General features: G+C 47.6%; 23 protein-coding genes. 12 read left to right on the plus strand and 11 right to left on the minus strand.

Features of this window, described 5'->3' with window-relative positions:
• Position 1 precedes the first annotated feature (1 nt).
• Positions 2 to 877 (plus strand): ribosome small subunit-dependent GTPase A, encoded by an 876-nt coding sequence (gene rsgA / locus LPA26_RS04475; protein ID WP_229007486.1) that lies wholly within the window; start codon positions 2 to 4, stop codon positions 875 to 877.
• 167 nt (positions 878 to 1044) lie between these two features.
• Here rsgA and LPA26_RS04480 read toward each other — a convergent pair whose 3' ends face one another.
• Positions 1045 to 2916: a PQQ-binding-like beta-propeller repeat protein gene (locus LPA26_RS04480; protein WP_229007487.1), complete on the minus strand. Its 1872-nt coding sequence runs from the start codon at positions 2914 to 2916 to the stop codon at positions 1045 to 1047.
• A 362-nt stretch (positions 2917 to 3278) separates the two neighbouring features.
• Here LPA26_RS04480 and LPA26_RS04485 point away from each other — a divergent pair, with 362 nt between their 5' ends.
• Positions 3279 to 4409: a GntR family transcriptional regulator gene (locus tag LPA26_RS04485; RefSeq protein WP_229007488.1), complete on the plus strand. Its 1131-nt coding sequence runs from the start codon at positions 3279 to 3281 to the stop codon at positions 4407 to 4409.
• Between the two features lie 307 nt (positions 4410 to 4716).
• Here LPA26_RS04485 and LPA26_RS04490 read toward each other — a convergent pair whose 3' ends face one another.
• From LPA26_RS04490 to LPA26_RS04510, 5 genes are all read right to left on the minus strand, one after another.
• Positions 4717 to 5241 carry a PepSY domain-containing protein gene (locus LPA26_RS04490; protein WP_055825440.1) on the minus strand — a complete coding sequence of 175 codons (525 nt, stop codon included), beginning with the start codon at positions 5239 to 5241 and terminating at the stop codon, positions 4717 to 4719.
• Between the two features lie 175 nt (positions 5242 to 5416).
• Positions 5417 to 6211, minus strand: a complete 795-nt coding sequence (locus tag LPA26_RS04495; protein ID WP_055866844.1) for a thymidylate synthase — start codon at positions 6209 to 6211, stop codon at positions 5417 to 5419.
• A 26-nt stretch (positions 6212 to 6237) separates the two neighbouring features.
• Positions 6238 to 7671, minus strand: coding sequence for a threonine synthase (gene thrC, locus LPA26_RS04500; RefSeq protein WP_229007489.1), 1434 nt, complete (start codon positions 7669 to 7671; stop codon positions 6238 to 6240).
• Positions 7672 to 7715: 44 nt separating this feature from the next.
• Complete coding sequence (locus LPA26_RS04505) at positions 7716 to 9047, minus strand: homoserine dehydrogenase (RefSeq protein ID WP_055866848.1); 1332 nt, start codon at positions 9045 to 9047, stop codon at positions 7716 to 7718.
• A gap of 60 nt (positions 9048 to 9107) precedes the next feature.
• Positions 9108 to 10334, minus strand: a complete 1227-nt coding sequence (locus LPA26_RS04510; RefSeq protein ID WP_229007490.1) for a pyridoxal phosphate-dependent aminotransferase — start codon at positions 10332 to 10334, stop codon at positions 9108 to 9110.
• Positions 10335 to 10506: 172 nt separating this feature from the next.
• Between LPA26_RS04510 and LPA26_RS04515 the strand changes: the two genes are divergently transcribed.
• Positions 10507 to 10896: an Mth938-like domain-containing protein gene (locus tag LPA26_RS04515; RefSeq protein WP_229007491.1), complete on the plus strand. Its 390-nt coding sequence runs from the start codon at positions 10507 to 10509 to the stop codon at positions 10894 to 10896.
• Here the strand turns inward: LPA26_RS04515 and LPA26_RS04520 are convergent, their stop codons facing one another.
• A complete protein-coding gene (locus LPA26_RS04520; RefSeq protein WP_229007492.1) occupies positions 10897 to 11445 on the minus strand; it encodes a DUF1439 domain-containing protein in 549 nt (182 codons plus the stop codon). It lies immediately after the preceding gene.
• A 79-nt stretch (positions 11446 to 11524) separates the two neighbouring features.
• Here LPA26_RS04520 and LPA26_RS04525 point away from each other — a divergent pair, with 79 nt between their 5' ends.
• The gene (locus LPA26_RS04525; protein WP_229007493.1) at positions 11525 to 12055 is read left to right on the plus strand and encodes a prepilin-type N-terminal cleavage/methylation domain-containing protein; all 531 of its coding nucleotides are present in this window, start codon (positions 11525 to 11527) and stop codon (positions 12053 to 12055) included.
• A gap of 121 nt (positions 12056 to 12176) precedes the next feature.
• On the opposite strand, the gene fabB is transcribed toward LPA26_RS04525, so the two are convergent.
• Together fabB and fabA are read right to left on the minus strand one after the other, a co-directional pair.
• Entirely contained in the window at positions 12177 to 13400 is a 1224-nt protein-coding gene (fabB, locus tag LPA26_RS04530; RefSeq protein WP_055866851.1) for a beta-ketoacyl-ACP synthase I, read from the minus strand.
• A gap of 172 nt (positions 13401 to 13572) precedes the next feature.
• Complete coding sequence (gene fabA, locus LPA26_RS04535; protein ID WP_055825461.1) at positions 13573 to 14088, minus strand: 3-hydroxyacyl-[acyl-carrier-protein] dehydratase FabA; 516 nt, start codon at positions 14086 to 14088, stop codon at positions 13573 to 13575.
• Between the two features lie 264 nt (positions 14089 to 14352).
• Here fabA and LPA26_RS04540 point away from each other — a divergent pair, with 264 nt between their 5' ends.
• From LPA26_RS04540 to LPA26_RS04570, 7 genes are all read left to right on the plus strand, one after another.
• On the plus strand, positions 14353 to 15369 hold the full coding sequence (locus LPA26_RS04540) for a MoxR family ATPase (protein WP_055866856.1): 1017 nt from the start codon (positions 14353 to 14355) through the stop codon (positions 15367 to 15369).
• A gap of 21 nt (positions 15370 to 15390) precedes the next feature.
• A complete protein-coding gene (locus tag LPA26_RS04545) occupies positions 15391 to 16248 on the plus strand; it encodes a DUF58 domain-containing protein (protein ID WP_055825468.1) in 858 nt (285 codons plus the stop codon).
• Between the two features lie 12 nt (positions 16249 to 16260).
• Positions 16261 to 17262 carry a hypothetical protein gene (locus tag LPA26_RS04550; protein WP_229007494.1) on the plus strand — a complete coding sequence of 334 codons (1002 nt, stop codon included), beginning with the start codon at positions 16261 to 16263 and terminating at the stop codon, positions 17260 to 17262.
• A 4-nt stretch (positions 17263 to 17266) separates the two neighbouring features.
• Positions 17267 to 18253, plus strand: coding sequence for a VWA domain-containing protein (locus tag LPA26_RS04555; RefSeq protein WP_055866863.1), 987 nt, complete (start codon positions 17267 to 17269; stop codon positions 18251 to 18253).
• Positions 18238 to 18777: a hypothetical protein gene (locus LPA26_RS04560; protein ID WP_055825477.1), complete on the plus strand. Its 540-nt coding sequence runs from the start codon at positions 18238 to 18240 to the stop codon at positions 18775 to 18777. The genes LPA26_RS04555 and LPA26_RS04560 overlap by 16 nt, the downstream gene beginning before the upstream one ends.
• A gap of 44 nt (positions 18778 to 18821) precedes the next feature.
• A complete protein-coding gene (locus tag LPA26_RS04565; protein WP_055825480.1) occupies positions 18822 to 19850 on the plus strand; it encodes a vWA domain-containing protein in 1029 nt (342 codons plus the stop codon).
• Positions 19851 to 19919: 69 nt separating this feature from the next.
• Complete coding sequence (locus tag LPA26_RS04570) at positions 19920 to 20954, plus strand: VWA domain-containing protein (RefSeq protein WP_229007495.1); 1035 nt, start codon at positions 19920 to 19922, stop codon at positions 20952 to 20954.
• A 1-nt stretch (position 20955) separates the two neighbouring features.
• Here LPA26_RS04570 and LPA26_RS04575 read toward each other — a convergent pair whose 3' ends face one another.
• Positions 20956 to 21462, minus strand: a complete 507-nt coding sequence (locus LPA26_RS04575) for a hypothetical protein (RefSeq protein ID WP_229007496.1) — start codon at positions 21460 to 21462, stop codon at positions 20956 to 20958.
• A 56-nt stretch (positions 21463 to 21518) separates the two neighbouring features.
• On the opposite strand from LPA26_RS04575, the gene LPA26_RS04580 reads away from it, so the two are divergent.
• Positions 21519 to 22523 (plus strand): folate-binding protein YgfZ, encoded by a 1005-nt coding sequence (locus LPA26_RS04580; protein WP_229007497.1) that lies wholly within the window; start codon positions 21519 to 21521, stop codon positions 22521 to 22523.
• Positions 22524 to 22585: 62 nt separating this feature from the next.
• Here LPA26_RS04580 and ftsB read toward each other — a convergent pair whose 3' ends face one another.
• Positions 22586 to 22966: a cell division protein FtsB gene (ftsB, locus tag LPA26_RS04585; RefSeq protein WP_229007498.1), complete on the minus strand. Its 381-nt coding sequence runs from the start codon at positions 22964 to 22966 to the stop codon at positions 22586 to 22588.
• Positions 22967 to 22985: the final 19 nt, after the last annotated feature.

The raw sequence follows: 22985 nt of genomic DNA on the forward strand, positions 1-22985 counted from the left end.
TATGCTTGAAGAAGGATTGATAGTCTCTGCGTTTGGCAAGCGCTATAACGTTGAATTGGCTGATGGGCGCGTACTCAGTTGTGTTACGCGCGGCAAAAAAGTCGATAACGCTGCGGGTGACCGTGTGTCAGTCAAACTGACTTCACATAAAGAAGGCGTGATCGAGAAAACCCTGGCGCGCGATACCCTGCTCTACCGCAGCAACGCCTTTAAAAGCAAAATTCTTGCGGCCAATGTCACACAGATACTGATCATCCTGGCCACCCAGCCCAGTTTTTATGAAGACCTGCTAAACCGCTGCCTGATCGCGGCTGAAGCTGCCGGCATACGCGCAGTGATTATTCTGAACAAGAGTGATTTGCCTAACCCTGATGCGGTGGAAAAGCTTGCCCGATATGCACAGCTAGGCTACATCTCCTTACTACTCAACGCCAAAGAATCGGTAGATGCTTTACGGCCTATCCTCGCCGGACATACGAGCATACTGGTAGGGCAATCCGGGATGGGTAAATCAACCATTATTAACGGCTTATTGCCCGAGGTACGTAGTAAGACTCAGGAAATCAGTACTACCCTGGATAGTGGCAAGCATACCACTACGGCTACCCATCTTTATCATCTGGATAGTGACAGTGCCATCATAGACTCCCCGGGCCTGCAAGAATTTGGTTTATACCACATTGATAATATCGCGCTTGAATATGCTTTTGTGGAGTTTAGGCCGCATATTGGCCACTGCAAATTCAATAACTGCACGCATACACATGAGCCTGGATGCATGATCCTGGAAGCCGTTGCCAAAGGTGAAATCGCCCCAGCAAGACATCAGATTTTCCAGCAGATACGTGCTGAAAACGCTGTCCATATTTACGGTTAGGCGCTAACTACTTCTTCTTTAGTCCAATGATTTTTAAAGCAGATTAAACTGCTGCTCACTCTGCATTTTATTTCTATTGTCAGCACTCTATAAAGCAAAACACCCTGCCGAAGCAGGGTGTTTTTAAGTCTACGCTTTTCTACGCGTAATGTGAGACAAGTCTCAAATTACAGTGCAAAAACGTTTAGTGCACCGCCGCCAGGAGCAGCGTTGTACTTGGTCAACTCTTTGTAGCCACCAGCAGCACCCAGTGCGTCGGTGTCACTTGTCATACCCAGGTTCATCGCCACGCCAGCCCAACCACCGATACCTGAGAAGATACCAACGTATTGTTTACCTTTGTTACCGTAGGTGAATGCATTACCAATCGCACCTGAACCAACCTGGAATTTCCACAACTCTTTACCGGATTTGGCATCAACCGCTTTGAACCAACGATCCAAAGTACCGTAGAATACCAAATCAGTTGCCGTTGTCAGAGCGCCACTCCATGCAGAGAATTTCTCTTTGTTGTACCAGACTTTTTTGTTAGTCATTGGATCATAAGCAGCAAAGCCACCCATCACACCGTCAGGACCAGCAAACATCGTCAATGTCGCACCAACCCATGGTTGACCAGCAACGTATTTGGACTCAACTGGCTCGTATGTCATACATACGTGGTTCAGCGGAGAATACATCAAACCAGTTTTTGGTGAGTAAGCCGCTGGTTGTTGGTCTTTAGTACCCAACGCAGCCGGGCAAATGCCTTTAGCGTTGTAGTCCTGGTGAGTTGAATAACGGCCATCTTTACTTGGTACGCCTGTTTTCAGGTCTACGTCATTTGCCCAGTTAACGAATGGATGTACTTTTTCAGCAGCAATCAAAGAACCTGTGTTTGCATTCCATGTGTAAGCAAAACCGTTACGGTCATGGTGCCAAGCGTATGTTTTGCCACCTTTGTCGAACAGGATGACTTCGTTTACGCCATCGTAGTCCCACTCATCATGTGGTGTCATTTGCATCGCCCATTTGGCCACGCCAGTGTCCAGATCACGTGCAGTCACAGTCATAGACCATTTGTTGTCGCCTGGACGTACGTCCGGGTTCCAAACAGATGGGTTACCAGCACCGTAGTAAACCAAGTTTGTTTTTGGATCATACGGCCACCAGCCCCACACGGAACCACCACCATGTTGCCAGCCATCTTTGATCGCTTGTGGTTTCAACCAGGTACGTGTACCCAATTCTTTTTCGCCACCTTTGATTTGTTCAGCTGTCAAACGTTTGAAAGAACCACCTTCTCTGTTACCGCCGTTTACGTCTTGGTAAACTGACAGTGCGTTATACAGAGGATTGTCTTTGTTAGTGTTTGCGTCATGCAATGTTTCGCTGTCCGGGCCTGTTGAGTAGGCTTTCCATGCAGTGGAACCATCTTTGATGTTATAAGCCTGGATAAAGCAACGTACGCCGAATTCAGCACCTGAACAACCGGTCAATACTTTGTCTTTAATCACGTGTGGCGCGTTAGTGTTAGTCGCACCTACTTTTGGATCTGTGTTTTTAACTTCCCAGATTTTTTTGCCGTCTTTAGCATCTAAAGCAACCAGCATACCGTCATTCTGTTGCAGAAAGATTTTACCGTCGCCGAAACCCAGGCCACGTGTCACGTTATCACAGCACAGTACCGCTTGAACGCTAGGGTCTTGTTTAGGGAAATAGGACCAAACGATTTTTTGGTTATCATTCAGATCCAGAGCGTAAACGTTGTTTGGAAAAGCAGATACCAGGTACATCATATTGCCCACAACCACTGGTGAACCTTCGTGACCACGGTTTACACCGGTAGCGAATGTCCAGGCGGCTTTCAGGTTTTTGATGTTGCCCTTGTTAATTTGTGCCAAAGCGCTATAGCCCTGGTTATTGTGTTGGCCACGTGGATGTGCCCAGTTATTTGGGTCTTTCATCGCGGCTTCTTGGTCAGCAGCTGCAAACGCCATGACTGGCAAGGCAAGTGCTACGCTAGCAGCAACACCAAAAGCAGTTTTGATTTTCATCATAGTTATATCTCCGAAGATAAATCACATGTAGCAATATTGAAGAAACATTTAAACATTGCGGAATGCTTAAAGTTTGCAACCGGACTAGGCTTCCAGAGCTTTTTAACCATCTGGTAACAGATGTATCACTTTATTAAGCGGTTGTAACTGTAATATAGATAGCCAGGGATAACAGCCAGCCAGTTCAGGGTTTTATTCATGGGCCAGATAGGGAATTTTTCCGAAAACTTTGTTGAATTGATTTTTTTTTGTATCATTCTGTTATTGAGGGACATGTCCTAGTGTGACCTTCAGGTAATTGCGGCATCTTCTTTGCAAAGATGATGCTTTTTTACTTGATAAACTTAAGGTAAACACTGGCTGTGCTCAGACCCTGGCATTACTCTCTGGTATTAGACAAAGACTCCTCTTCGTCCATCCATCAACAACTCATAGGGCATTTCCGCACCATGATTGAAGGCGGAGCCTGGCTTGGCGGTAGCGCCCTGCCCAGCTCACGCGACATTGCACAACGCCTGGGGATTAACCGCAAAACAGTTTCCCGTGTGTACGAAGAGCTTTCAGCCTTAGGCCTCATCTATACGCAGCCTAAGCGCGGTACTTTTGTATCAAGCGCATTACCATCAGCTTCAAATGAATCAGAGACATACCCCCCTTTGCAGCGCCAGCAGGTTGACCCTTATTCGAACAGCATTCACCACCTGATCCAGAAAACCAGTTTGCACCACATCCGTCGAGCAGCTTTGCATATGCACAAGCTGCAAGCGCATGATTACGATGCCACCGGATTGTTTAACCTTAAACATATGCTGGCTAATCTATTGGCGCATGAAAGAAGGTTCCTGGTGTCTCCTGACCACATCGCCTGCGGAAGCTGGCTAGCGCTGCAATACGCTGTCATCCAAAGTATCAGGCCGGAAGAAGGATTGTTGCTGGCGGATCATCATACAAGCGCGGTGATGATCAAGAGCCTGCAAAAACAAGGTATTAGCGTTATTCAACTGCCGGAAAGTAATGGCAATCAGGCGATAAACTTTACCGAGCAGATCGAAAAGTATTGTATTAATTATCCCGTAGCGGCGGTCTGGTGTAATAGCTCGACACTCTTTAATCATGAGAGTGATGCAGCCGGCCAAACGCTGCTTATCCAAAAATTAGCTGACTACCACTTATTGTTGATTGATGACCAGCGTGGCAGTTTTCCATTGAGCCAGCAAAACCATCCACCGTTAGCCAGCAAGTACGCTAAAAGCATGATGCTGGGGAGCTTGTACGGCAACTTTTGCGACACTTTTAACTTGTGCTTTGTCGCCAGCAATGAGAACCTTTCCAGCGAGTTTCTGAGCGCCTTGAATGAGCAACATCAGCAATCCTCATTGCTCAATATGCTGGCTCAAAGTGAATTGATCAAACGCGGAGAATACAAAAAATTGCTGACTGGCATTTATCGCTTCATGCAAACTCCTGATGCCAAGTTATTGACACCCGCATGAGTTATGCATACAACCAAATGGTTGTAATCAACCACCTAAAATTCAGGAAAAACTCCCATTGACTGAAAAAAACGTTTTTTCAATCATCAGTTTAAATGCACACCTCAAACTGGCATACAAAATGCTGGTTACAAGTAGGGAGTGAACTATCACTAGGACCGATATGGGCAACTGCAAATTTGCCCATATCGGGGTAGACACTCCCTAACTTGCATATTGATCTCATGCAAAAAAGGCACCGCTGTCGCGGTGCCTTTTTGAACATCTTGAATGCCTGAGTAAACTTACAGGCTATTCAATTCACTTATTACTCTTGGCCAATTTGGTAAACTTCATAACTGGTTTCTACGATTTTGCCAGTCGTTGCGTCTACTTCAACTTTCACTTCTTCGTTGTCAGCTTCAAGAATATCAAACTCGTAGGAAGCTTTACCATCAGGCTCAAGTTCGTATTCTGTTTCTACGACCTTGCCTGGATGTGCTGCTAAAGCGGTGGCTTTTGCATCTTCTTCAGATACTTTTGCCAGAGCCTTGAATCTTTCATCATCAGCAGTCACTTCTTCTTCTACTTCAGTGATTTTGCCAGTTTTGGCATTGCACTCGATATCCCAGGCCTTACCATCGTTAGATTGTACGTCAAACTCATAAACCAGTTGCTTACGCTCAGACTTGGCTTCCAGTTTAACGATTTTGCCGTCATGCTTGGACAAAGCTGCTTTTACGCATTTACCCAGGCTGTCATAGGCTTTTGGCTTGATAGTTTCGTGGTCAGCAAACGCCTGACCAGACAATAGACCGCACAGGGCGGCAGTGATAATTGACACTTTTTGCATTTTTGATCTCCGTGTTTAAAGTCATGATGAGGGCGCGATGCGCAAGCTAGGTACTCTTACACCGCGATTCATAACGCGAAAAGGATATCAAAAACGTAATTAGTTGTTTTAAATATTACATTTTGTTAACAAAATGGCTAAAAATAGCCATTTGTGATGAATTTTACAAACTGGACTATACAGCGACTGGCGCCTTAATCGCCGGATGTGGATCATAACCTTCCAGCGTAAAGTCTTCAAAACGGAAAGCGAAGATGTCCTTTACTTCCGGGTTAATAAGCATCGTAGGCAACGCACGTTCTGAGCGTGATAATTGTTCCTTCACCTGTTCCATATGGTTATTATAAATATGCGCATCGCCAAGCGTATGGACGAAATCACCTAATTGCAGATCGCAGACTTGCGCGACCATCATGGTAAGTAAGGCATAAGAAGCAATATTGAATGGCACACCGAGGAAAATATCTGCGCTGCGCTGATACAGCTGGCAGCTCAATTTACCATCCGCCACATAAAACTGGAAAAATGCGTGACACGGCGGCAGCTTCATTTGGTCAACATCAGCCACATTCCAAGCAGACACGATCAAGCGACGTGAGTCTGGCGTCTTCTTGATCTGGTTTACGACCTGTGTGATCTGGTCTATGTGAGAACCGTCAGGCTTAGGCCAGTTGCGCCATTGGTAGCCATATACAGGGCCAAGATTGCCTTCAGCATCCGCCCACTCATCCCAGATTTTTACGCCGTTTTCTTTCAAGTAGGCAATGTTAGTGCTGCCTTTTAAAAACCACAGAAGCTCATGAATAATAGATTTTAAATGGACTTTTTTGGTCGTCAGTAACGGAAAGCCTTGCGCCAGGTTAAAACGCATCTGGTAACCAAATACAGAAATTGTACCGGTGCCGGTACGGTCAGTTTTCTGGTGCCCGTGTGCAAGCACGTGGTTTAGCAGGTCATGATATTGTTGCATACATGGACTCCGTCAGTTTGAGATGGTTAGGTATTAGCAACAATGAAGCTTTTGATTAAATCTACATTGGCATCCAGTACGGTAGACTTCTGTGGCAAGTCTTCCAGGCCTTCCAGGCTGGCCGGACGTTCAGGCACTTCACCCAGCGCTTCCACGATAGCATCTTCAAATTTGGCGGCCAACGCTGTTTCCAAGACTAGCATGGGCACATTCGGGTCGCGTTTTTCCAAGGCGACTTTTAAGCCATCTGCAGTATGCGTATCGATAGTCACACCGTATTTCTCTTTGGTAGTGCGTATGGTTTGCAGGCGATTTGCATGGTTGCTGCTGCCGGACACGAAACCGAAATCACCGACCTGGTCGAAATAGCCCTCGGTGTTCAAGTCAAACTTGCCACCGTGATCAACTGCCGTCCATAGCTCGCGCACCCTGGCGCTATCCCGCCCTACCAAGTCATAAACAAAACGCTCAAAATTGGAGGCTTTGCTGATATCCATGGACGGGCTGGAAGTCTGGTAAGTATTAGCAGCGCCACGTGGCGCATAAACACCGGTCTTGAAGAACTCATCAAGAACGTCATTCTCATTCGTCGCTACTATCAATTGCGCAATCGGCAAACCCATCATGCGGGCGATATGGCCAGCACAGACATTACCAAAGTTGCCACTAGGGACGCTGAAACTGACTTTCTGGTCATTACTGGTGGTGACTGCCAGGTAACCCTTAAAGTAATACACGATTTGTGCCGCAATACGGCCCCAGTTGATGGAGTTCACGGCACCGATTTTATATTGCGCTTTGAAAGTGTGGTCGTTGGATACGGCTTTAACGATATCCTGTGCATCATCAAACACACCTTTCACGGCAATATTGAAAATATTGTCATCTTGCAGGCTGAACATTTGCGCAGTCTGGAAGCGGCTCATTTTCTGGTAGGGCGAAAGCATAAATACGCGCACGCCCTTTTTACCACGCATGGCGTACTCAGCGGCTGAGCCGGTATCGCCTGAAGTGGCGCCCAGGATATTGGTCGTCTGACCGGTTCTGGTCAGCACGTATTCAAACAGGTTACCCAGCAACTGCATGGCCATATCTTTAAAAGCCAGGGTTGGGCCATTTGAAAGACTTAACAGGTACAGGTTATCTTCCAGCTTAATGGTCGGTGTGATATCTTCGGCAGATTGCCCCGCACGGGTATAACCATATACGTCAGCGCGATAGGTTTTGTCGATAATGGCTTGCAGGTCGGTATGCGGGATATCGTTGTTATCCACCAGGCGCGACAAAATCGCAAACGCCAGCTCACGGTAATTCATACTGCGCATGGCCGTCAAATCAGCGTCACTGAATTGCGGATATTGCTCAGGCAGGTATAAGCCGCCATCTGGCGCCAGACCACCCAGCAAAATTTCACTAAAACTCGAGGCGGGAGACTGTCCGCGGGTACTGATATATTTCATTACATTAAACCTAATAATTTATAGCCACATTATGCAAAACTAGCTTAGCGCGACAATGTTTCCAGACGGATTTTGGTCACTGCGCCGGCGATTGCAGGTAAGGCTTCAATCTTGGCGATACCGGCATCCATGGTTTTTTCTTGAGTGGTATGCGTAAGAATAATGATATCTGCCTCGGCTTCACCTTCTTGCGGTTCTTTTTGCAGCATGGCATCAATCGAGATCGCTAAGTCTGCCAGGATCTTGGTCACATCAGCCATCACACCTGGCTTGTCGGAAGCACGTAAGCGGAGGTAATAACCAGACTGAATTTCGGCAATCGGCAATACCGGCAACGCTTGCTGCTGATCCAGTTGGTAACCCAGGAAAGCCACTCGCTGCTCTGCAGTAGTGCCATGCAAACGCGCAATGTCGACCAGATCAGCCACTACCGCACTGGCCGTAGGTTCAGCGCCGGCACCAGCACCATAGTACAAGGTTGGCCCTACTGCATCACCTTTCACCACGACAGCGTTCATCGCGCCATCGACATTAGCAATCAGGCGTTTTTCAGGGATCAAGGTTGGATGCACGCGCAACTCAATGCCCGCTTCGGTTTTTTTGCTGATGCCCAGCAATTTAACGCGATAACCTAACTCTCCCGCATACTGGATATCCTGGGTGGTCAGTTTGGTGATGCCTTCAGTAAAGGCCTGTTCAAACTGCATCGGTGTACCAAATGCGATGCTGGCCATGATGGTGAGTTTGTGGGCAGCATCAATGCCTTCCACATCAAAGGTTGGATCAGCCTCTGCGTAACCCAGACGTTGTGCTTCTTTGAGCACATCCGCAAAGGCCAGGCCTTTGTCACGCATTTCAGTCAGAATAAAGTTGGTGGTGCCATTGATAATGCCGGCTACCCATTCAATTTTGTTCGCACTCAAGCCTTCACGCAATGCCTTGATGATAGGGATACCACCCGCCACTGCCGCTTCAAAGGCCACAATTACGCCCTGCTCAGCCGCGGCTTTAAAAATCTCGTTGCCGTGTACTGCCAGCAAAGCCTTGTTAGCGGTAACCACATGTTTGCCATTGGCAATGGCCTGCAACACCAGTTCTTTGGCGATGGTATAACCACCAATGAGCTCGACCACCACATCCACTTCAGGATTATTAACTACCGCAAATGCATCATCGGTTACGGCAACCTGGCCACCAGTTACTTGCCTTGCCAGTTCCAGGTTTCGGTCAGCCACTTGCACAATACGGATATTGCCGCCAATGCGGCGCGCGATATCAGACTGGTTGCGCGTCAGCACGGTATAGGTGCCGCCGCCGACTGTACCTATGCCCAATAAACCTACTTTTAATTCTTTACCGACTTTTAGTTCTTTCATATCCACATTCTATAAACTAAGCAAACCTTTAAATAAATCATTGGCACGTGCTTGCACGTGCTATTTGGTATGTTTCTTACGGTAACCATCCAGATAGCGGCCTATGCGCGTCATTGCTTCTGTCAGGTCATCGACATTGGGTAAAAACACCACCCTGAAATGGTCTGGCGACGGCCAGTTAAAGCCCGTGCCTTGTACCAGCAATACTTTTTCTTCCAGCAATAAATCCAGGATAAATTGCTGGTCATCATGGATCGGATAAACCTCAGGATCCAGTCTTGGAAAAAGATACATGGCTGCTTGCGGCTTGACACAGCTCACACCAGGCAAGGCGGTCAACATGTCATAAGCCAAATCGCGTTGCTTACACAGGCGTCCGCCGGGTGCCACAAGGTCATTGATACTTTGATAGCCGCCCAGCGCTGTCTGGATAGCCAACTGCCCAGGCACATTGGCACAAAGCCGCATGGAGGCCAGCATATTCAAGCCTTCGATGTAGTCCTTGGCAGGTTTTTTATCACCTGAAATGATCATCCATCCCGAACGGTAGCCACAGGCGCGGTAATTTTTTGACAAACCATTGAAGGTCACGAACAGGACATCATCTGCCAGCGAAGCAATTGAGGTATGCGTGTTACCGTCATACAACACTTTGTCATAGATTTCATCTGCAAAGATCACCAGGCCATGATGACGCGCAATCTCGATAATGCCTTGCAGAATTTCTGGCGGGTACAAGGCGCCGGTAGGGTTGTTTGGATTAATAATCACAATACCCTTGGTATTGGCAGTGATTTTATTTTCGATATCTTTCAGATCTGGCAACCAGCCAGACTGTTCATCACAGATATAGTGACGTGCACTACCACCAGCCAGATTCACCGCAGCGGTCCACAGTGGGTAATCCGGCATTGGAATCAACACCTGGTCGCCATTATTGAGCAAACCCTGCATGGCCATTACAATCAGTTCAGACACGCCATTACCGACAATAATGTCGTCTATGGTCACCCCTTCAATTTTCTTTTGCTGGGTGTAGTGCATGATGGCCTTGCGGGCTGAAAAAAGGCCTTTGGAATCAGTATAGCCGGAGGCCTGATCCATATTCAGGATGACATCCTGCACAATTTCTTCAGGCGCGTTAAAGCCGAAAGGCATCGGGTTACCGATATTCAGCTTGATAATCCGTTGACCGTCTTCTTCCATCTGGCGGGCACGCTGTAAAACCGGGCCGCGGATGTCGTAGCAGACATTACTTAATTTATTTGATTTATTGACTGGCTGCATACTCTGTTAACAAACACATTTGGCGTGTGTTAAGCTCTTAAAGTAAAACTTTCATTCTACCTGCAAAGCCTTTCTTCATCAATGAACGCCTGATGAACCAGACGATGAAGTGACGGTCATGCACGGTATAATTTCTGTTTTATTTTTGAATGTGAGAGATGAACACAAAAGCATGAAATTACACTTGCACAGCAGTGATCAGCAATACCAGATTAATGGGGTAGATAGCCAGTCAATTATCATCAATCACCAGCCATATACACAACCCCTGATTGTCAGTGATGATGCACTCACTACAGACTGGTTTAGCGGCGCATGGGAGTCTCTGGATGCAGAAAGACTAACCGCAATATTGGCGTTCACGCCTGAAGTGGTGCTACTGGGTACGGGTGATAAGCAACGCTTTATTCACCCCAAACATATCCAGGCCTTCCTGTCGCAAAATATCGGTGTCGAATGCATGACTACGGCGGCTGCCTGTCGCACCTTCAACATACTGACAGCAGAAGGTCGTAAAGTCGTCGCTGCCCTGCTACTGGAAAAACATCTGGTGACTGACTAATCATTGTGGCTTTAATGTCACCTGCACTTCGTCAGCGGTTACACGCAAATTAGTCGGCTGATATCGTGTCCCTCCATAAGTCAATTCTTCCGGCTTTACTTCATATAACAACAGCTGATTCAGCCATTTCCCGCCCATTTCTTTAGCCACCTGCTGCAACATGCCATTCCATTGGTTATTGGCGCCATCGAGTTGAATCGTGTCGATTGCTGGCTGATCCAAAACCACGGCATTTCGCGCAGCATCAAATTTCAACAAGCCTGACAGACTCGCCTTGCCGGTTGCCGTATTCGCCAATAAATCACTGGCAATGCTGGCGTCCATAGTGGTATGTACCCGGCCGGTCGCCGGATCAAGCTGCACCTGTGCATTAGACAATTGCACATGAAACGCGCGCATGACGGTAAATGGTTTTTCCAGCTTGTGATTCAGTTTCTGCTGAATCTGGCTCGCACTCATCCTGACAGTGCGTTCGCCCATCATGGTGGCACACCGGCTGAACAAAAGTATGACTAACAATCCTGAAAAAATAATTTTAAAAAGACGCATTTGTAAGCCTTCTTTAACACTTGCAACATTGGTCAAAAATTGACATTCACTTTTCCTAGCTATTATAAAATGCTTCGCAATGAAGAAAAATTCTTATTCTCAACTAGACTCGTTTAAACAGCCTGGTGTTGCACGCGGTTTTACATTAGTTGAACTAGTCATTGTCATGCTGATTTTATCAATCCTGGCGGCCACCGCTTACGCACGTATTTCGCAAACCGGCTCCCAGGCAAGACTGGCCTCCTTGCAATCATTTAAAGCAACGGTACTGTCGGTAGCCACCATGGCAAAAGGCGTATGCATGGCGGATCCCCAATGCGATATTGATCACAGCAATGTCACTTCATCCACCATGATTGAAGGTAATAACATTTTATTCACCGGCAGATACCCGGTAGGCTTGGCACCTAATAACGCCGCGGGCCTGGATCAATTGATACAGCCCGGTAGCAGATTCACCATCCAGCCTGAACTTTCGGATATCAATCGCGCCACTTATTTCCTGGCCGGCGCACATGACGAGCAACATTGCAAATTGGAATACAGCATCACTTCCGCCGCATCTACACCTTCAGCATTATCTGTCACTATTGATAGCAGTGGCTGTTAAAAACTTGGAAATGCAGCCTGAAGAAAAAACGCGAAAGTTAGAATCAGGCATTTAGAAACCGGAAATAAAAAAAGTGTGCTTCTGAAGCCAGAAGCACACTTTATTTATTTTAGAATTTATTTTAGAGATTTTTGGTTGATAAGGTCAAAGTAGCGTTAGTACCACCGAAACCAAAGCTGTTTGAGAGTGCAGTTTCAATCTTGGCCGATTTGATAGGCTCACGCACGATGTTGAGGCCTTCTGCAGCCGGGTCCAGATTATCAATATTGGCAGAGGCAGCGATAAAGCCGTGCTGCATCATCAACAAGGTGTAAATAGCTTCATTCACACCTGCAGCCCCCAATGCATGACCTGACAATGACTTGGTGGAAGCAATTGCAGTTTTGCTATCGCCAAATACCGTGCGGATAGCTTCCAACTCTTTAGTATCACCTACTGGTGTGCTGGTACCATGCGTATTGATGTAATCAATCTCGTTGATATCCAGCCCCTGCAAAGCTTGCTGCATACAGCGCACTGCGCCTTCCCCACTAGGCGCGACCATGTCGTAGCCATCTGAAGTTGCGCCGTAGCCAACAACCTCTGCGTAAATCTTGGCACCACGCGCTTTGGCATGCTCATACTCTTCAAGCACCACAATGCCGCCACCACCGGATATCACGAATCCATCGCGATCAGCATCATAAGTGCGCGAAGCTTTATCAGGTGTATCATTATATTTGCTGGATAGCGCACCCATGGCATCAAACAGGTAGCTCATGGTCCAGTGCTCTTCTTCGCCACCACCGGCAAACACTATATCCTGTTTACCGAGCTGGATTTGCTCAACACCAGCACCAATACAGTGTGCACTGGTTGAACAAGCTGAGCTGATACCGTAATTCACACCTTTGATTTTGGCGCCAGTGGCCAGGCAGGCAACAATACCGCTGCTCATGGTTTTGGTCACCATATAAGGGCCAACCCGGCGTATGCCTTTTTCTTGCAGCGTATTAGTACCTTCGAGCATACTTTCAGTCGATGTGCCACCCGCACCTACAATCAGGCCGGTGCGCACATTGGAAACCAGGTCTTCAGGCAGGTTGGCATCAGCAATTGCTTCTTGCATGGCTAGCCAGGCATAAGCATGTCCTTTCGCCATAAAACGCAATAACTTGCGGTCGATGAGCGCTTCGATATCCAGATTTTTGATAGACCCAGCCACATGCGAACGCAAACCGCGCTCAGCATACTCCGGTTGATAGGTAATCCCTGAACGGCCTGCTTTCAGGCTGTCCAGCACTTCCTGTTTGTTATTACCAAGACTTGATACGATACCAAATCCTGTAATCACTACGCGACGCATTGCGCCTCCTTAAGACTTCAAAACTGTAAGGACCTCCAGGTAAGCTACGATCAGCTCACCTTCGTTACCATACATTGTTACTTGTAAAAAATTTTACTGATATATCAACTATATAACGCGTCAAATTTTTTACTCACCAAGTCTGGCTTAAAGTAAACCTATAAAAGCTTCCCTAAAAATTATCGGTGGTGGTAAACAAACCAACACGTAAATCACTGGCATTATAAATCTCGCGGCCATCGACTTCCATACGTGCATCTGCAATACCCATCACTAGCTTACGCATGATCACCCGCTTTAAATCGATGTGATAGCGGATCAGTTTAGCCTTAGGCAACACCTGGCCCGTAAATTTAACTTCACCTGAACCAAGCGCGCGTCCACGACCCAGGCCACCTTTCCAGCCCAGGAAAAAACCAACCAGTTGCCACATAGCATCCAAGCCAAGACAGCCAGGCATTACCGGGTCACCAGTAAAGTGGCATTGAAAAAACCATAAGTCAGGAGTGATATCCAACTCAGCAATAATTTCACCCTGCCCGTATTTGCCGCCATCATCAGATATTTTTACAATCCGGTCAAACATTAGCATAGGAGGCAAAGGCAGTTGTGCATTGCCCTCACCAAACATCTCACCCCGGCCACAGGCCAACAACTCTTCTTTACTGAAACTACTTTTCCTAGACATGTAATTTTGATTTATTAGTATAAAACAATATTTTCGCCGGAAATTGAGTTTAGTCAAAGCTTTTTGTCATTTCAAAAATATACAGACCTGTATACTTTTAAATAAAACCTAGGTAAGATTCCCTTAATTGTTACGGAATTTTACAAATTCAAAACCAAGGTTTTATTAAGGCTTGAATAATAATTCGCAACAAACGGCTGTTTAGAAATTACAATTTAGTTACAATTACCTTTCAAAAAATTATCTTACGTCAGGAAATCAGCAATGCAAGATCAACAATTAGCCGATTGGCGAGCACACGCGTTAAAACTTGAATCAGAAGTCAATAAAGTGGTGGTGGGTCAGGAAAGCCCAGTGCGTCTGATCACTACAGCCGTATTTGCTCGCGGCCATGTATTGCTTGAAGGTGATGTGGGTGTTGGTAAAACGACTTTGTTACGTGCATTTACCCGTGGTATTGGTGGCGGCTACCAGCGTATCGAAGGTACGATAGACCTGATGCCGAATGACCTGGTCTATCACACTTATCTGGGTGAAGACGGCAAACCGCACGTTAGCCCAGGCCCGTTACTTATGTCCGGGCAAAACCTATCTATTTTCTTCTTTAACGAGATTAACCGTGCCCGTCCACAGGTACATTCGCTGATGCTGCGGGTGATGGCCGAGCGCACCTTGACTGCGTTTAATAAAGAACATTACTTCCCGCACATGCTGGTATTCGCTGACCGTAACCAGGTAGAGCGTGAGGAAACATTCGATATTCCGTCTGCGGCGCGTGACCGCTTTATGATGGAAATTCCGATTCTGGTGCCTCCTGCGCACGACATTATGGAATCGCTGATTTTTGATACGCGCTTCCATGATGTGGATCAACTGATCAGCAATGTTGAAGAAGACATCTTGAAGTTTGATCAACTCAACAGTTTTGCCAAAGTGATCCAAGACAATATCTCTGCCACGCCTGCCCTGCGTAAATATGCGTTGAACCTGTGGCTGGCAACTAAAGACCCACTGGCTTATGGCATTAAAGTATCTAACGTCGATATGAAACGCCTTGTGTTATCAGGTGCCAGCCCGCGCGGTATGGGTATGTTGTTACGTGCAGCACGTGTTAATGCCTGGTTAAACGAGCGCGATGCCGTCATTCCGGAAGATATTCATGCTGTGTTCCACGAAACGATTGCTCACCGCTTGGTATTCAGCCCTGTTTATGAAATGCGCCGTACTGAAATTGCGCGTGAAATGCTCTCCGGTATTGTTAACGCCGTTGCTGCGCCTTAACGTGGGTTTGAGTTCATAGCAATGGATTACATCAAGGAATTCAGTTATCACATCAGCTGGCGCTCCCGCTCCCGCCGTCCTGGCCGCCATAAAAGCAACCAGCGCGGCATGGGTATGGAATTTCGCGGGCACACAACTTTACTTGCCTACCCTGATCCGCGCCGGATTGATATACGCCAAACCATCCGCGACCCGATGGAACAGGTGTACGTGCGCATTTTCAACCAGAAAAGTGCCACGCCGGTATTTGTCATGTGTGACTTGTCCGGTTCAATGCAGTATGGCGTGCCACATACCAAACTGACCACCGCCGCAGAAATTACACGCTCAGTGGCACAGTCTGCCACTCGAAATGGTGACCCGGCAGCGTTCGTCGGCTTTGATGATGAATTACGCGATGAATGGCTGAGCACGCTTTCAGCAAGGCCGCACAGCATGCTGGAACTAGCAGACAGGCTGGAAAATCATTTGCCAAATGAAGTAGGTGCCGGGGCATTGCTGGATAGCGCCAGGGTATTACCGCGCGAACGCTCGCTGATTTTCCTGGTTTCTGACTTCCATATGCCGCTAGGGCAACTCGAAGAAGCGTTGCTGCTGATGTTGCGCCACCACATTGTGCCGGTTGTGTTATGGAACAGTACCGAATACAAAGACCTGCCGGAATTTGGCGTAACCAGCATTAATGACCCGGAAACCGGCGAGCGCCGTACGCTTTTTCTGCGTGCCTCTTACCGCCAGCGGATTCTGGATACCTTTGCCGCGCGTCGCCAGGCGATTGAAGATATGTTTATGAAATTTGATATGCAGCCATTTTTTGTGGAAGACCAGTTTGATGCAGACATGCTGACTGATTATTTCCATCAATATGTGACTGTCTGAGGAAAGCGATTGATGAAAGCGCAAAAAACCTTATTCGCCTGTTTGCTCATGGCAATGCTGACCGCAACCACGTTGCCAGCCATTGCCGATGTAACATTGCCGAATGTAGACAATAAATATGTGACGGTGAAGGAAATAAACCCTACGCGTGATGCAGGCTATGTGGTCGGTGACAAGCTGGAACGCACCATCATCCTGACCGTGAAGAAGCCTTATGAACTGATTAAAGAATCATTGCCGATTGTCGGTTATGAACATCGCTATCGTGGCCAGGTATCCGGCGTCGAGTTGGCAAACATCAGTGTTGAAGATGAAACATTCTCTGACCGCAGTGTGCATACTATCCACCTTGTTTATCAAGTGTTTAAATCTGGTCGTGTAGTGCGTCCGGCCATCCTGCGCGGTGAAATCGTCAAACTACGTCACAACGGTAAAACAGAATTACGTCAACTGCGCTTTCCATCGTTTAATTTCAGGACTTCCCCACTATCTGTATATGGTGAAGTCAACCTGAAAAACGAGATGAGCCCGTTCATTCCGCCCTTCACTATAGATACCAAAAAAGAAGAACAAGCCCTGAAGATCGCTGCCGGCGTACTTGCCCTTAGCCTGCTGGGATTATTATATATTTTGGGCGCCCGCACCTGGCTGCCGCGCATGGGGGGTGCCTTTGCCAAGGCTTATCGGAGTGTAGGCAAGTTACCCGATAACCAGCAAGGCTTGCAACAGGCAATTGAGGTTGTCCATCAGGCAATCCAGAAAGTCGCCGGGCATAGCGTATTTGGTAATAATGTAGACCAATTTTTGCAGGAAAAACCTGCCTACCAGCCCGCAAAACCAGAGATCGAACGTTTCTTCAATTTATCACGCCAAATCTTTTTTGACTCCAAAACACCGCTAGATCTTGGCATGCCTGCCAAGCAATGGTTACGTACTTTCTGCCGCCATATGCGTGATTGCGAACGCGGCCTGACACCTGACTTGAATTCAGTCTCGAAACCAGAGGCAAAATAGCATTATGGCATTCACTCACCCCTGGGTTTTGTGGGCGTTACCGCTGGCATTGCTGCCGCTGTTGCTTGAACGCTCACATAGCAAACATTATTCATGGATAGGCCTGTTACCTCCGGATCCATTATCAAGCATCATTGGCCTGCTGTTAAAAGCCCTGGCTGCATTAAGCATCTTATTTGTGATCTTAGGTTTGGCAGGCCCGCATACACTTGAGCAAAAAGCACTGCGCACCGGTATTGGCGCTCAAATCGGTCTGGTGCTAGACCGTAGTGCCAGTATGGATGATGCTTTTGTAGGCGACAAAGATGGCCATATCGGCGAAACCAAATCAGTCGCGGCTGCGCGTATCATCACCAATTTTATTAAAGGTCGCCGTAATGACATGATGGGCGTGATTACCTTTAGTAACTCGGCCATGTATGTATTGCCATTAACCGAGAATAAAGAGGCGGTGCTATCTGCGGTGCAGGCCACTGCCGGTAACTCTTTATTTCAAACTAATATCGGTGGCGGCCTCACCAGTGCGGTGGAACTGTTTAAAGATGTGCCCGACTCCGGTTCACGCGCGATTATCCTAATCTCGGATGGTGCCGGTCGCGTCAGTGATATGGTGCAACAAAAACTGCGTGACTGGCTGCAACGCTACAACATCGGCCTTTACTGGATTGTGTTGCGCCAGCCTGGCGGCATCACTATTTTTGACCCTAAATATACCGAAAGTGGTTACGACGGCCATATGCCAACAGAAGTATTGCTTTATCAATATTTCCAGACCTTGCGCACCCCTTTCAGTGCATATGAGGCATCAGACCCGCGCTCGCTGGAAGCAGCAATTGCCGACATTAACAGCAAAGAAAAAAAACCAATTCAATATATGGAAAAAATCCCCGGCCATGATTACACCAATGTGTGTTACTGGATTGCCATCGTCATGATTGCGATTCTGCTGGCGGTTAAATATCTGGAGATCAACACATGGCGCTCAGCGTAAAAAAACTGGTCATTGGCCTGATCGTAGTAGCGGTTGCCGCGACGGCGACCATCATATATAGCTGGCAACGGATTCAGCAAGCCAAGGATTTCAACCAAGCGATCACCACGGCCAAGACACCGCAAACGGATCAGCAAAGTTTTGAAGCTAAATATGCAGTGGCTTACTGGCTGGCAAAAAATGAGCGTTACAAAGAAGCTACCTTGCTGTTTGCCAAGCTGATAGATGGATCAACGCCTGTGCAACGCGCAGCCATTTTGCATAACATTGGCAATATGTTTTTCCTGAAAGCGATTCAGGTCACTGGTGGCAACGATAACAGCACGCGTGATGAAGTTGAATACCTGTTAACCCAGGCGATGACCTCTTATAAAAGTGCACTTAAGGCAGATAACAACCACTGGGGCACCCGCCGCAATTATGACCGCGTCATGAGCTTGTTGCCTGAGAAACCCACGCCAGGTGTAGGCGAATCTGATAATCCGGGTTTGATCATGGGCAATATCCCCAATGGTCTGCCTTAAATGCAGGCGCTTATGCTTGCTTACTCACTTGATCAGTTAAAAGTATGAATATCTGGCTCAGACGATTTGTTAAACACCGTGATTCTGCCCTGCTCGGATTAGCACTGCTATTCCTGCTGGCGGCAGTTTTACGCCCTAGTATTCCGTTCAAACATAATATCTACACCTACTTTCTGGTTGCAGATATTTCGCAGAGCATGAATACGTCAGATATGACTATCCGTGGCAAAAAAGTCACGCGTCTGGCTTATATGCAAAACATGATGCATGAAGTCGTTGGCTCGCTGCCGTGCGGCACTAAAATCAGCATTGGCCTTTTTGCAGGTAACTCAGTCGCGGCCATGTATTCGCCGATTGAAGTCTGCAAAAACTTTGCGGCCATCCAGGATACGATAGATCATCTGGATTGGCGTATGGCCTGGTCAGGCAACAGCCGCTTGCGTGAGAGCCTGCTAGTGACCGCAAAAGTGGTTCGCGGCATGTCTGAGGCTTCGCAGGTAGTCTATTTTACAGATGGCGAAGAAGCCCCGAGATTGCATGCTTTCAACACTAAAAATCTGGAAGAATTTCAAGGTGGTGACGACTGGATTTTTGTCGGCATAGGTTCAGAAGAAGGTGATGCTATCCCCAAACTCAGCGAAGATAACCAGGTGATCGGTTACTGGTCTAATGAAAGCTTCGCCATGCAACCAGGCATTGCGCAGATTTCTGAAAGCACCCTGGGTGTACGTGATGACAACGTTGCGGGTGAAAATGATCGCTATATATCCAAAATGGCCGCTGAATACATGCAAAGCCTGGCGCAGGAGATAGGTGCCAAGTTTATTAAAGGTGATAGCAGCTACACGGTGATCCAGGCCATGAAAGCCCAAAAACCTGCACGCCGTGATATTGCCCCATTACCCCTGGGTTGGTTATTCGCCACTTTAGGCGGTTTGTGTATTGTAGGCACTTATGCCAGCCGTCATCCATTACGCCAGATCAAGCAGAATCTTAAAATCTACCGCAATGAAATCAGAGCAAAATTGTTTGCACGTAGCGAGGCAGTTGCCCACGACAACCATTTTCAATAACTTTATAAACCAGCCTGATTTACCTCTGTCATCCTAGGCCAGTGATGCAGGCACTCATGAGAAGTCACCATGAAAAATCATTGGCTAAGAGTCTGGCTGCACCATCGCGACACCATTTTACTTACTACAGCGTTGCTCTGCCTGCTTGGCGCTGTGTTGGTGCCTAGCATCTCCATCAAACGCAATGTACATAGCTACTTCCTGATCGCAGATATTACCCAGAGCATGAACTCTGCGGATATGTCGATAAACCACCGGCCCGTCAGCCGCCTGGAATATACCAAGCGCATGATGCACGAAATAGTCGCTCAACTGCCCTGCCACACCCGCGTCAGCATAGGTTTATTCGCCGGGGATGCGGTTGCCGCGCTTTATACGCCTTTGCATGTTTGCCGCCATTTTTCTGCCTTGCACGAAACCATAGATCACCTGGATTGGCGGATGGCATGGACCGGCAACAGCCAATTGCGCGAAAGCTTAGCTATCACAGCCAAACTGCTACGGCAAATGCCAGAAGCGACTAAAGCGGTGTTTTTTACCGATGGCGATGAGGCGCCCTTGCTGCATGCATTCAATACCCGCAACCTCAGGGATTTTCAGGGCGGGGATGGCTGGTTTTTTGTTGGCATAGGCACTGAAAAAGGTACTGGCATCCCAAAACTGACAGAAGACAACCAGATGATTGGTTACTGGTCGAATGAAAGTTTTGCCGTGCAACCGAACATTGCACAAGTAACCGCCAGCAAAAGTAGTGGCCGCGATGACAGCGTCGCGCTCTCTGACTATGATCGCTTCATCTCCAAGCGCGACTCGACTTACCTGCAAAAACTGGCGCAGGAAATCGGCGCGCAATATATCAATGGCGATGATACCTACGATGTATTGCAAACCATCCAATCGCACAAATCACCGCGCTATGAAATTGTGCCCTTTTCGATTGGCTGGCTACTGGCTACGCTGGCGGGCATATGTTTGCTAGGCACCAGTCTGCATCATGAGACCCTGCGTCAACTTAAACAAAAGTTTGGCATTTATCGCAAACAGCTTAAATCTAAATTGTTCAACCGCAGTGAAGTTGTCGCGCACGACAACCATTTTCAATAGGTTATTCGCGCAGCCCCCACTTTAACCAGACACGCAATGCTTTTTGGGAAATGGTATCTGCTTGATCAAACAATATCAGCAAGCGCTTGGGTCGTAGCCATTGCCATAAAAGCGGCTTTTGATGATGGGCATTATTCATCTGCTCGGATGCATCAGTTTTTAATTCTGTATAGGCAATGTGTAGCACCATACATCCATGATGCACCATGCTATCGGACAATACTTCAATCCGCCATAACTGCCCCAGTGCATTCATAATTATCATTTCCCCGAACACATCTACACTCAACTGTTGCACACTAAATCGCCAATGAGTAGCGACAAGCTGTGTCCATTGCCAAAAGCAAGCTGTGGCATAGAAAAAAGTGCCTGCGAATGCCCACCGCGGCGACAAGCTTAACCAGAGAGAAAACAGCACAGCGATTGAAAATACCAGCCACCACCCCCATAAAAATTTAGAAGGGTGAAAGCGCAAGGTTATTTCACTTGGTAGAATAGGTTTTTTCATCACGTTTGTGTGAAGCTGTTGGTGACAACATCCACACTATCAACAGAAAGTCATTTATGTCCAGCGCAGCTTGGCAACAATTCTTAATTTCACAGGGTGCTCAATTTAACGAATCAGGCGAAGCTTCATTTGTCGCGCCTGATATTCCGGCTTCAGGCCAATTATTCGACCTCTCAGTGGATGGCCTGATCGCCGTCAGCGGCGCTGATGCCCAGACCTTCCTGCAAGGTCAATTCACTAACGATATTAAGCAGTTGGCTGAAGCCGCACAATTTACCGGCTACTGTACGGCAAAAGGCCGCCTGCTGGCACTATTTTATGCATTCAGTATCCACGAAGTGATTTATCTGCAATGCCCGCGCGCACTGATTCCAGATTTGGTAAAACGCTTGCGCATGTTTGTCATGCGCAGCAAAGTAGTGGTCGAAGATGTCAGTGAGCAATTTGTGTGTATCGGACTGGCCAGTGCTGACTCGGCAGCCCACATACAACACCTGCCATTACACCCGCATCAAACCAGCCATAGTGCATTAGGTACATTAATTCGTTTGACTGATAGCCATGGAAAGCAGCGCGCGCAACTGGTAGTGAATGCAGACCAGGCAGAACAAGTCTGGAAAACATTTTCGGCCACATTTAGCCCAACCAGTACCAATCAGTGGGATGCACTGGAAATCCAGGCTGGTATTCCACAGGTCTATGCAAGCACGCGCGAGCAATTCGTGCCGCAAATGATCAATCTCGATGCGCTGAATGGCATTAACTTCAAAAAAGGTTGTTATACCGGCCAGGAAATCGTTGCGCGTACCCATTACCTTGGCAAGGTAAAACGCCGCACATTACTTGCCACTTTACCCGCTACCGCAGTCACGCCAAATCCCGGTGATGCAGTGCATGATGCCCAGCAACAGGAAGTGGGCCAGATAGTGCGTGCCGCGCCAAATCCGCAAGGTGGGTGGTGGGTATTAGCAGAATGCAGGCTGGAAGCAAAAGCTGCCGGCAGCATTTTCTGGCAAGAATATGAGCTGGCTTTAGCTGAGCTGCCTTACGCATTGCCATAAGCAAACTCTATACATAAAAAAATGGCGCTTCAGGCGCCATTTTTTTCAACTATATCTAATTACTATTGCTCTGGTATTGCAGCTGGGACATCCGGCGTTCCAGGATTCACGATGGACTCCTTAGACGGCACATTGGTGACGACACCATTGGATGCCGGAGGATTAGCATTTTTGCGTTGCATCACCTGATAGAACACTTCGTCCTGCTTAATCATTCCCAATTCGCTACGGGCACGCTCTTCCACTGCCGATTGACCTTGTTTCAGGTCCCGCACTTCCGCGCGCAAGGTTTCATTCCGCTGGCGGTAATAGTCATTACGCTTTTCGTGTGCTTCAATCTGCTGCGAATATTGCCAGACACGTGACCAACTGCCCTTGCCCAACCACAATGGATATTGCAGCAGGGCAATCAGGACAATGAAGATCACAGTCAGTTTGCGCACATCGACCTAGATGCGTTAT

Source organism: Methylophilus sp. Leaf408 (genome assembly GCF_916856905.1).
GTDB lineage: Bacteria > Pseudomonadota > Gammaproteobacteria > Burkholderiales > Methylophilaceae > Methylophilus.

What these genes read in the sequence shown, in the direction of transcription:
- LPA26_RS04525 (WP_229007493.1), top strand. Translation starts at nt 11,525, where the DNA reads ATGAAGAAAAATTCTTATTCTCAACTAGACTCGTTTAAACAGCCTGGT.
- LPA26_RS04575 (WP_229007496.1), bottom strand. Translation starts at nt 21,462, where the DNA reads ATGAAAAAACCTATTCTACCAAGTGAAATAACCTTGCGCTTTCACCCT.
- LPA26_RS04520 (WP_229007492.1), bottom strand. Translation starts at nt 11,445, where the DNA reads ATGCGTCTTTTTAAAATTATTTTTTCAGGATTGTTAGTCATACTTTTG.
- LPA26_RS04495 (WP_055866844.1), bottom strand. Translation starts at nt 6,211, where the DNA reads ATGCAACAATATCATGACCTGCTAAACCACGTGCTTGCACACGGGCAC.
- LPA26_RS04570 (WP_229007495.1), top strand. Translation starts at nt 19,920, where the DNA reads ATGAAAAATCATTGGCTAAGAGTCTGGCTGCACCATCGCGACACCATT.
- LPA26_RS04515 (WP_229007491.1), top strand. Translation starts at nt 10,507, where the DNA reads ATGAAATTACACTTGCACAGCAGTGATCAGCAATACCAGATTAATGGG.
- LPA26_RS04565 (WP_055825480.1), top strand. Translation starts at nt 18,822, where the DNA reads ATGAATATCTGGCTCAGACGATTTGTTAAACACCGTGATTCTGCCCTG.
- LPA26_RS04580 (WP_229007497.1), top strand. Translation starts at nt 21,519, where the DNA reads ATGTCCAGCGCAGCTTGGCAACAATTCTTAATTTCACAGGGTGCTCAA.
- LPA26_RS04540 (WP_055866856.1), top strand. Translation starts at nt 14,353, where the DNA reads ATGCAAGATCAACAATTAGCCGATTGGCGAGCACACGCGTTAAAACTT.
- LPA26_RS04505 (WP_055866848.1), bottom strand. Translation starts at nt 9,047, where the DNA reads ATGAAAGAACTAAAAGTCGGTAAAGAATTAAAAGTAGGTTTATTGGGC.
- LPA26_RS04545 (WP_055825468.1), top strand. Translation starts at nt 15,391, where the DNA reads ATGGATTACATCAAGGAATTCAGTTATCACATCAGCTGGCGCTCCCGC.
- LPA26_RS04490 (WP_055825440.1), bottom strand. Translation starts at nt 5,241, where the DNA reads ATGCAAAAAGTGTCAATTATCACTGCCGCCCTGTGCGGTCTATTGTCT.
- LPA26_RS04480 (WP_229007487.1), bottom strand. Translation starts at nt 2,916, where the DNA reads ATGATGAAAATCAAAACTGCTTTTGGTGTTGCTGCTAGCGTAGCACTT.
- LPA26_RS04510 (WP_229007490.1), bottom strand. Translation starts at nt 10,334, where the DNA reads ATGCAGCCAGTCAATAAATCAAATAAATTAAGTAATGTCTGCTACGAC.
- thrC (WP_229007489.1), bottom strand. Translation starts at nt 7,671, where the DNA reads ATGAAATATATCAGTACCCGCGGACAGTCTCCCGCCTCGAGTTTTAGT.
- fabB (WP_055866851.1), bottom strand. Translation starts at nt 13,400, where the DNA reads ATGCGTCGCGTAGTGATTACAGGATTTGGTATCGTATCAAGTCTTGGT.
- rsgA (WP_229007486.1), top strand. Translation starts at nt 2, where the DNA reads ATGCTTGAAGAAGGATTGATAGTCTCTGCGTTTGGCAAGCGCTATAAC.
- fabA (WP_055825461.1), bottom strand. Translation starts at nt 14,088, where the DNA reads ATGTCTAGGAAAAGTAGTTTCAGTAAAGAAGAGTTGTTGGCCTGTGGC.
- LPA26_RS04555 (WP_055866863.1), top strand. Translation starts at nt 17,267, where the DNA reads ATGGCATTCACTCACCCCTGGGTTTTGTGGGCGTTACCGCTGGCATTG.
- LPA26_RS04550 (WP_229007494.1), top strand. Translation starts at nt 16,261, where the DNA reads ATGAAAGCGCAAAAAACCTTATTCGCCTGTTTGCTCATGGCAATGCTG.
- LPA26_RS04560 (WP_055825477.1), top strand. Translation starts at nt 18,238, where the DNA reads ATGGCGCTCAGCGTAAAAAAACTGGTCATTGGCCTGATCGTAGTAGCG.